This is a genomic window from Cyanobium sp. BA20m-p-22 (assembly GCF_024346275.1).
Taxonomy (GTDB): domain Bacteria; phylum Cyanobacteriota; class Cyanobacteriia; order PCC-6307; family Cyanobiaceae; genus Cyanobium_A.
Genome location: NZ_JAGQCQ010000154.1, coordinates 1 through 8,378 on the forward strand (window position 1 = coordinate 1; position 8,378 = coordinate 8,378).

Here is an 8,378-nt window from a genome sequence, read left to right on the forward strand (position 1 = left end):
CCTGGCGACAACCAGGCCAGCGATCTGGTGGAGCTCACCTTCCTGGGGTCCCAGCGCTGGGGACCCTGAGAGGGCAGCGCCGCTAGGGTCTCCCCAGCCGTTTTCCTGCCGCCGTGTTCGCTGCGTTGATGCCCGCGCCGATCAACCTCAGCGAGGCCGCCCTGGATCTGGCTCAGGGCGACTACGGCGACCTGGATGCGGCCGAATACCTGCTGGAATACGCCGTGGTGATGCAGCCCCCCTACCTAGTGGCAGGGGTGGGCTTGGCAATCGGTGTGCTCTGCGGCCTCACCTTCGCCAAATTGGTGGAAAACAAGCTTGAAGGCTGGAAACAGGATCGGCTGGCCCTGCTGCCCCTGGGCAGCTACACCATCACCCTGCCCTACTTCGGGGTGGTGATCGGCATCACCCTGTTCATCGGTGGCAGCCTGCAGGTGTTCGGCTTCTCCGCAGGCGTGGCCTTGCTGGTGTCGTTTGTGCTCTCGATCGCCACTGCAGGAGCGCTATGGGTGCAGCTGGAGCGGCTGATGGGCCAGGTGGAGGATGGCACATTCAGTGCCGTGGACTTCGATAATTTCGACCAGTTCTTCTGAAACCCATTGCAGGTCTAGCCCGATGACCAAGGGTGACCCAATGGGCTCCCTGGAGCCTCAACAAGCAGCTGGGGGGCCAGCTGATCTGCTGCGCGATCGGCTCACCCGTGGTGGGGGCCGGCTGGCCGTTATCGCCTCCACCACGGGCGTTTGGATGGTGGATCTGCTGCTGGTGGGCCACCTCAAGAACCGAAAACTGATAAGCCCAGATCTAGATAATCTGGTGCATTCAGTTGATTTAGCAGGCACCATTGTCTTCGTCGCCATTACCCTGGGGCTGGCGATCAGCCTGTTTCGCGGCCAGAAGCGCGAATTGTTTCGCTGGGCCCTGGTTTACCTGCTGTTTTCCATGGTTCAGGTGATAACTAACGTGTTATCGATGGTGGCGAGTGCAGATCAACATCAGGGAGGCGGCCTGGGCGGGCTTTGGGATGTGGCGGCCGTGTATATGGAAAGCGTGCTGGTGTTTATGTTTGTGTATATCTTCCTCGATGTGAGTACCCCCGGCGGGGCCTTTATATGGCCGAACCGGGAGGGGCAGGCTCCACCCGAGCCCCACATCATTGACTACCTGTTTATCTCGCTGAATGTCAACTCCACCTATGGCCCAACTTCCGAAGTGGTGATGTCACGGACGGCCAAGTTGGTGATGTCATTGCAGGTGTTGCTGGCAATTCTGATGCTCACCGTGCTGATCGCCCGCTCCGTGAGCGCCACCAGTTGATCGGTTGATCGGTTAACCAGTTGACGGGCTACCGAGATCAGGCGACTAGGTAGCCCTCCAGCATTGGTGAATTGGCGCGCACCCCATCAAGGGCCTTGCGCTCCAGATTGCGGGTTTTGTCGCGGCTCATGCCCAGCACCTTGGCGATCGTGCTCAGGCTCATCGGTTCGCTGTTGCCGCCCTCGGGGTTGTCGGCGCAGGGGATGCCGTAGCGCATCTTCAGCACCCGGCCCTGCAGTTCCGGCAGCTGCTCCAGCAGGGCCCGCAGGTCGCCCTTGAGGCACTCCCCATCCACCCGCTCCTCGGGCAGTTCGCCATCGCCTGCCAGCAGGTCGATCAGTTCGGTGTCATCGCCGTCGCCCACCTTGGTCTCCAGGCTCACCGGCTGGCGTGCCCGGCAGAGCAGGTCTTTGACCTCCTCCTCCGGCAGCTCAACCGCTTCGGCCAGCTCGGTCACCGTCGGGGTGCGACCCAGCAGCTGGCTCAACTCCCGCTGGCCCTTCTTGAGCTTGTTGAGCGTTTCGGTGATGTGGATCGGCAGCCGGATCGTGCGGCTCTTCTCGGCAATCGCCCGGGTGATGCCCTGGCGAATCCACCAGTAGGCATAGGTTGAAAACTTGTAGCCCCGGGTGGGATCGAACTTCTCGACGCCCCGCACCAGGCCGATCGTGCCCTCCTGGATCAGATCCAGCAGCTCCATGTTGCGGCGGGTGTACTTCTTGGCCACGCTCACCACCAGCCGCAGGTTGGCCGCCACCATCCGCTCCTTGGCCCGGCGGCCCGCCTGCAGCCGCTTCTTGAGCAGGGGTGCACTCAGACCGGCGGCCTGGGCCAGCTCGGCCTGGCTGGGCTTGGCGCCCAGGCGGCTTTCCAGCTCCAGCTCCAGCTCCTCGAGGGCGACCAACTCCTGCACCTGACGGCCCAGGGTGATCTCCTGCTCGTGGCTCAGCAGCGGCACCCGGCCGATGTCACGCAGGTAGCTGCGCACCAGATCGCCTTCTAATGCGGCCATGGCTTGATCAGGGTTGCGAAACTCTTTCGTTTCGCAACCCTACCATCCTTCGCCGGGAGGCAGCATGGGAGCCATGCATGGGTGAATTGGCCGCTGAACGGTTGCAGAAACTGATGGCCGCCGCCGGCCTCTGTTCGCGGCGCCAGGCCGAAACCCTGCTGCGCCAGGGTCTGGTCCAGGTCAATGGCGCCCTGGCCCAGCTCGGCGATCGGGCCGATCCCGCCTCCGACCTGATCAGCGTGCGGGGCCAGGCCCTGGCGGCCAGGCCGGAGCCCATGCTGCTACTGGTCAACAAGCCCGTTGGCGTGCTCTGCAGCTGCCGGGACCCCAGGGGCCGGCCCACGGTGTTGGAGCTGCTGCCAGCCGAGCTGCGCCAGGGCCGGGGGCTCCATCCCGTCGGTCGCCTCGATGCCGACAGCCGCGGCGCGCTGCTGCTCAGTAATCAGGGCGATTTAACCCTGCGGCTCAGCCATCCCCGCTACGGCCACCGCAAGACCTACCGGGTCTGGGTTGAGGGGCGGCCGTCGGCCCAGGCCCTGGCGCGCTGGGCCGCCGGCGTCCCCCTGGACGGCCAGCCCAGCCAGCCCGTCGGGCTGCGTCTGATCCAGCAAACCAGCCAGCAAACCAGCCAGGCAACCGAGCTGGAACTGGTTATGGGGGAGGGGCGCAACCGCCAGATTCGTCGCACCGCAGCGCTTCTGGGCCATCCGGTGCTGGACCTACAGCGCTGGGCGATCGGTTCCCTGCGGCTGGCTGACCTGCCGGAAGGTGGCTGGCGCCGCCTCGATCACCAGGAATGGCAGGCATTAAAATTCCCCTCCTGAACCCGCCCAGCCAGTTGCCACCGACGCGCCTGCGGGGTCGCCTTGGCCGCTGGCTGGGGCGAAAACCCCGTTCCCAGCCAGCGGCTGCGCCCGAACCCGAGCTCGACCCCCTGCTGGCGGCCGGGCGTCAGCTGCGGCAGCGGCGGGAGGAGCGGGGTCTGAGCCTGCGGCAGCTGGCCCTCGATACCCGGGTCAGCGCGGCCGTGCTGGAGGCCCTGGAGCGGGGCTGGCCCGATCGCTTGCCGGAGGCCACCTACCTGCGCACGATGCTGCCGCTGATTGAACGGCACCTGGATCTGCCCTCCGGCTGCCTGGATCCGATGTTGGCCAGGGGCAACCAGCAGCAGGCCCGCCAGCAGCGGCAAGGGGATTCACTGCGCTTCACCCCAGGCTCCATCGATGTCTTCACCACCTGGCAGGGCACGGTTCTCTACGGGGTGCTCACCCTCGCCCTGGTCTATGGCTTGAATCTCCAGCAGCAGAAGGTTGCATCCCAGGGGCTGCTGGCCCTGCGACCCATCCCCCCCCTGCCGCCGCAGGAGCAGGTCAAAGCGCCCAGTCCCGAGCAGACCCTGCTCAAGCTCTATCCAGACCTGCGGCCCCTGGAGCTGGCGGCCCGGGGCCAGGGGGCCAGTCAGCTGCGGCGCTGGTAGCGCGCGGCCATCTCCCCATAGCCCTGCAGCTTGCCCTCCAGGTCGGCGATCGGCTGCTCCAGCCGCCAGGTCCAGTTGCCCGAGCTGGTGCCGGGGGTGTTGAAGCGGGCCCGATCGTCCAGTTCCAGCAGATCCTGGAGCGGCACTACGGCCAGGTTGGCCGGGCTTGCCAGGGCCAACTCGAGCAGCTGCCAGGCCGGTGCCGTGATCGGTGCCCCCACCGCCTCGGCCAGCCTCTGGCGGGAGTCTCCATCGAGGCTCTGCCACCAGCCCACCGTGGTGGCGTTGTCGTGGGTGCCCGTGTACACAACCCAGTGGGGGCCTTGGATGTTGGCCGGCAGGTAGGGGTTGGTCGAATCCCCGTTGAAGGCAAACTGGAGGATCTTCATGCCCGGCAGCCCGAAGCCGTCGCGCAGGGCCTCCACCGCTGGGGTGATCACGCCGAGATCTTCGGCTATCAGGGGCAGGTTCATGCCCTGGCGCAACCAGAGCAGGGTCAGCAGGGGCCAGCCAGGAAACCAGGCCCAATGGCCATGCTCGGCGGTGGTTGCATCGCCGGGCACACTCCAGAAGGCCTGCAGGGCGCGGAAGTGGTCGAGGCGCAATAGATCAAACAGCTCAAACTGACGCTGAAGCCGGGCCAACCACCAGCGGAAGCCGGTGAACAGGTGCAGGGGCCAGCGATAGACCGGCGTGCCCCAGAGCTGGCCCGTCGCTGAGAAGTAATCCGGTGGCACCCCACTCTGGGCCGTGAGACGACCATCGCCCTGCAACGAAAACAGGGCCGGGTGGGCCCACACGTCGGCGCTGTCGTGGGCCACGTAGAAGGGCAGGTCACCGAGCACCTGCACACCAGAGCGCTCGGCCTGCTTGCGCAGCTGCAGCCACTGGCGCTGGAGTTGCCATTGGAGCAGTTCTTCCGCCAGGAGCCCGCTGGCCTGCTGCGCCGCGATCCGGCGCAGGGCCAGGCCCTGACGCCGGGCCAGGGGCTCGGGCCACAGCCACCAGGGCTGGCCCCCCTGGAGGCGCCGAATCACCATGAAAAGGGCGTGGTCGGCCAACCAGCCCCGCTGGCGCCGCCGCCAGCGGGCGAAGGCTTGCTTTTGCTCGGCCGGCTGCGCCGGCCAGCGGCGGGCCAGGGCTTCCCCCATGGCCTGGCTGCGGGCCGGCATGGCGTCCAGATCCAGGCGGCCTGCCCCAGCGGCCGCCCCAGGCAGCATCTCCAGGTCGGCCCACTGCAAAAAGCCTTGCTGTACCAGTTGCTCGCCGTCGAGCAGCCAGGGGTTGAGGGCCGAGCCACTGGGGGAGCTGTAGGGGGAGCCGGTGCCGTCGGTGGGGGCCAGGGGCAGCAACTGCCAAACCCCGATGCCGTGGCGGCCGAGCAGGGCCAGCCAGTCCTGGCAGGCCTGGCCAAAGCTGCCGCAGCCCCCGGGGCCAGGCAGGGCCGTGGGATGGAGCAGTACGCCGGCACGACGCAGGTCGGGGACCTTCATGTTTTTGGCAGCCGGTAGCGGCTGATGATCTTCTGGGCAAAGGCCGGGATGTGGGCCTCCAGCTTTTCAGGGTGGTTGCGCCGCAACCAGAGGGCGTTGCGGGTGAAGTGGGAATCGATCGAGAAGCGGCCGTATTCCAGGCCCTTCGGCCCGAAGCGCTCCACCACAAGGCCGATCAGCTGGGCCAACCAGAGCGGCAGCTTCACGGCCTTGTCGTAGGCCTCGATGCCCTGCTGCACCGCCGCCTGGCGGTTGCCACTGCTGGTCACCGGAGCCACATCCAGCTCCGCCTCCACTAGTTCCAGCAGCTGCTGGCCTTTGGGGTTGCGCACCGTGAGCCATTGGCGCCCGAAGGTCGCACCCATGTAGCCCACCACCAGGTCGGCGCCGGCGTTGGTGTAGTCGAAGCAGCTCAGGCAGCTGGGCGCGAATACGTCCTTGAGCTTCGGGGTGTCGAGCCCGAAAAACGGCACGGTTTCCTCGCGGCCGTCGCTGTGGCGGAAGTGGATGCGGAAATCCTGCATGAACTCGTAGTGCACCACCGTCTGCGGTGAGCTCACCGTGCTCTCCAGGAAGGTCTGCAGCCCCTGACGGGACACATTGTCAACGCAGGGTAGGCCCAGCACGTAGAGCTGCTCGAGCGGCAGGGTGGGCTGCACGGCCCGCAGGGCCTGGATCTGGCAGCCCACGCCGATGGCCAGGAGCCGGCGGATGCCGCTGCCGGGCAGCTGCTCGAGCACCTCCAAATTGGGGGAGAGGGTGGGCTTATTTACCCGGGCGGCGAGCACCTCGGCCGGGGTGCGGGCCAGCTGGGGCACGGGGGTGAAGCGGTCGTCAGGGCTCTGGCCCACACACAGCACCCCATCCACCAGGCCCGTTTCCAGGGCAAGTACGCCGATGCGACTGGCGATGCCCGTCCATTGGGCTCCTTTTATGGGCCGCTGCAGCCGGGCCGTGAGCATTCGCTGCTGCACGCCGAAATAGAGCTCGTCGTCGTTGTCCAGGTCGCGGCTGCGGCCGTGGGCTTCCGTTTCCATCGCCTCAAAGCGCTGGGTCAGGAAGGCGCAGCTCTGCTTGACGTAGGCCACCCAGCGGCTGTCGCAGAGGCCGCACTGGCTACACAGGTCTTTGGCAGGATAGATACTTCCCTTGGCCAGGGGCCTTGCCCGCTCATGGGGAGCACTGACAGCCATTACCGGACAGCCCTGGGGCATCAGCAGGGGCCCAACCTATCGGGTGCGGGCAGCAGGGGGGTGGGTCAAAGTGGGCGTCGCTCCGCCTGACCATGGCTCAGAGTTCAGACCAGCCGAAGCGCCGCCTGGGAGCGGTGCTGCTGCGACTGGCCATGGCCGGTGCTGGCCTGGCTGTTGGGCTGGGCCTGTTTGCCTGGATCTGGCCCGAACCTGACCGCTCCAGCCAACTGGTCCAGCAGCTCACCCCAGCCGACCTGGCCAAAGCCCCAAGCCGCAGTGTCACCGTGCTGGTGATCGGCCTGGATAGCGAACGCCCCGCCGATCCCCTCAACCGGGCGGCCCCGCCTGGCCCCGCCAATGCCGATGCCCTGCTGCTGCTGCGGATCAATCCCCAGGGGCCGCTGCAGGTGCTCACCCTGCCTGCCAATTTGGCGGTGCAGATCCCCGGCCAGAGCCGTCCCCAGGGCCTCGGCAGCCTCTACCGACTGGGCGGCCCTGCCCTGATCGCCGACGCGGTGAGCAGCCTGGTGGGGCTCGAGCCAGGTGTGCCAGATCGCTATCTGGTGCTGGGTCGAGCCACCCTGCGCAGCCTGGTGGATGGCCTTGGCAGCATCGCCGCCAACCCCACCCGCTCCCTTCGCTACAGCGACAAAAGCCAGGGCTTCACGATCGATCTGCAGGGTGGGCTGCAACGGCTGCGGGGCAGCCAGGTGGAGCAGCTGGTGCGCTATCGCGATCCCAGCCGCCCAGAGCAAAGCCGCCAGGAAAACCACCAGTTGGTGCTGCGCGCTCTGGTGTGGGAAATGGCCCTGCCCGAGCACCTGGGCCGGCTCACCAGCCTGAGCCAATTTCTGAGCAGGGAGGGCATGGCCACCAACCTCACCCAGGCGGAAACCCTGAGCCTGCTGGCGGCCGGCCTCAGCCGACCTGAAACGGTGCAATTCACAGCCGTGCCCTTGGCGCCGCCAGCACCGGCCCCGCCAGGTGTGCCGCCCCTGCGGCAAATCGACCCCGGCGCGGCGGTGCCCCTCTGGCCAGCGGTGGCCCCCACTCCCTAGACGCCTCGCGCCTCAGTCGGCTCCGATCTGGCGCCAACGCAGCTCCAGGGCCAGGGCCAGGTCCAGTCCCTCCGCCCCATCCAGGTTCCCCAGCCAGGGCAGGCCATCCCCGCGGCGAGCGCGGGCTTCCCAGGGGCCATCGGCCTGCACCAACCCCAGTAGGGGCACTCGCCACTGGAGCAGCAGGGCCGTCATCGCTGCCGGCAGCCCACTGTTGAGCTGCTCCCCGGCCAGCAGCAGCAATGCCGGCTGGCGCCAGGCGCCGAGAGCCTCGGCCCAGTGGCCCGCGCCCCCCTCCAGGGGCAGGCCCGGATCGATCGGCAGCGGCACTAGGCCGGGGCCCCGGCCCGCCAGGGCCGCCAAGGCCCCCTGGGGGCTTTGAGGCCGGAGGGGCTCCCACCAGGGCAGATCGAGGGCCGTTGCCAGGGCCGGTGCTGCCCTGTGCTGCAGTGCCGTCACCGCCATGGCCGCGCCGCCAGCAACCACCACCAGGGGCTGGTCCAACCGAGGCACGGAAAGCGTCATGGTTGTTTGCAGTCAGCAGCCAGTCTCGCTTCTACGATCAGCTGCCAGCCGACGCTTGCGCGCTCGCCGTGACCAGTTTCCTCACCGCTGATCGCGTCGCTCCCCAAGGCAGCCCGATCGAGTCGACCCATGACACCCGGCGGTTGCGGCTGTTCAGCGGCAACTCCAACCAGGCCCTGGCCCGGGAAATCGCCGCCTACCTGGGGGTTCCCGACGGCCCCCGGGTGATCAAACGCTTCGCCGATGGCGAGTTCTACATCCAGATCCAGGAATCGATCCGCGGCTGCGACGTGTTTCTGATCC

At 67.4% G+C, this 8,378-nt stretch carries 10 protein-coding genes; 6 read left to right on the plus strand and 4 right to left on the minus strand.

Features of this window, described 5'->3' with window-relative positions; translation table 11 throughout:
• Window positions 1-128 precede the first annotated feature (128 nt).
• Entirely contained in the window at window positions 129-593 is a 465-nt protein-coding gene (locus tag KBZ15_RS13235; protein ID WP_255015674.1) for a hypothetical protein, read from the plus strand.
• A 22-nt stretch (window positions 594-615) separates the two neighbouring features.
• A complete protein-coding gene (locus KBZ15_RS13240) occupies window positions 616-1,317 on the plus strand; it encodes a hypothetical protein (RefSeq protein ID WP_254930791.1) in 702 nt (233 codons plus the stop codon).
• Window positions 1,318-1,354: 37 nt separating this feature from the next.
• Here the strand turns inward: KBZ15_RS13240 and KBZ15_RS13245 are convergent, their stop codons facing one another.
• Entirely contained in the window at window positions 1,355-2,329 is a 975-nt protein-coding gene (locus KBZ15_RS13245) for an RpoD/SigA family RNA polymerase sigma factor (protein WP_255015675.1), read from the minus strand.
• A gap of 86 nt (window positions 2,330-2,415) precedes the next feature.
• Between KBZ15_RS13245 and KBZ15_RS13250 the strand changes: the two genes are divergently transcribed.
• Window positions 2,416-3,153: a pseudouridine synthase gene (locus tag KBZ15_RS13250; RefSeq protein ID WP_255015682.1), complete on the plus strand. Its 738-nt coding sequence runs from the start codon at window positions 2,416-2,418 to the stop codon at window positions 3,151-3,153.
• A gap of 14 nt (window positions 3,154-3,167) precedes the next feature.
• Window positions 3,168-3,806, plus strand: coding sequence for a helix-turn-helix transcriptional regulator (locus tag KBZ15_RS13255; protein ID WP_255015676.1), 639 nt, complete (start codon window positions 3,168-3,170; stop codon window positions 3,804-3,806).
• Here KBZ15_RS13255 and malQ read toward each other — a convergent pair.
• Together malQ and KBZ15_RS13265 are read right to left on the minus strand one after the other, a co-directional pair.
• Window positions 3,788-5,299 (minus strand): 4-alpha-glucanotransferase, encoded by a 1,512-nt coding sequence (gene malQ / locus KBZ15_RS13260; protein ID WP_255015677.1) that lies wholly within the window; start codon window positions 5,297-5,299, stop codon window positions 3,788-3,790. The two genes, KBZ15_RS13255 and malQ, sit on opposite strands and share 19 nt — an antisense overlap.
• Complete coding sequence (locus KBZ15_RS13265; protein ID WP_255015685.1) at window positions 5,296-6,492, minus strand: Coenzyme F420 hydrogenase/dehydrogenase, beta subunit C-terminal domain; 1,197 nt, start codon at window positions 6,490-6,492, stop codon at window positions 5,296-5,298. The genes malQ and KBZ15_RS13265 overlap by 4 nt, the downstream gene beginning before the upstream one ends.
• Before the next feature lie 92 nt (window positions 6,493-6,584).
• Here KBZ15_RS13265 and KBZ15_RS13270 point away from each other — a divergent pair, with 92 nt between their 5' ends.
• Entirely contained in the window at window positions 6,585-7,550 is a 966-nt protein-coding gene (locus tag KBZ15_RS13270; protein WP_255015678.1) for an LCP family protein, read from the plus strand.
• Window positions 7,551-7,562: 12 nt separating this feature from the next.
• On the opposite strand, the gene KBZ15_RS13275 is transcribed toward KBZ15_RS13270, so the two are convergent.
• Window positions 7,563-8,075: a hypothetical protein gene (locus KBZ15_RS13275; protein ID WP_255015679.1), complete on the minus strand. Its 513-nt coding sequence runs from the start codon at window positions 8,073-8,075 to the stop codon at window positions 7,563-7,565.
• A 68-nt stretch (window positions 8,076-8,143) separates the two neighbouring features.
• Between KBZ15_RS13275 and KBZ15_RS13280 the strand changes: the two genes are divergently transcribed.
• A partial coding sequence (locus KBZ15_RS13280) for a ribose-phosphate pyrophosphokinase-like domain-containing protein (RefSeq protein ID WP_255015681.1) occupies window positions 8,144-8,378 on the plus strand: 235 nt, incomplete at its 3' end.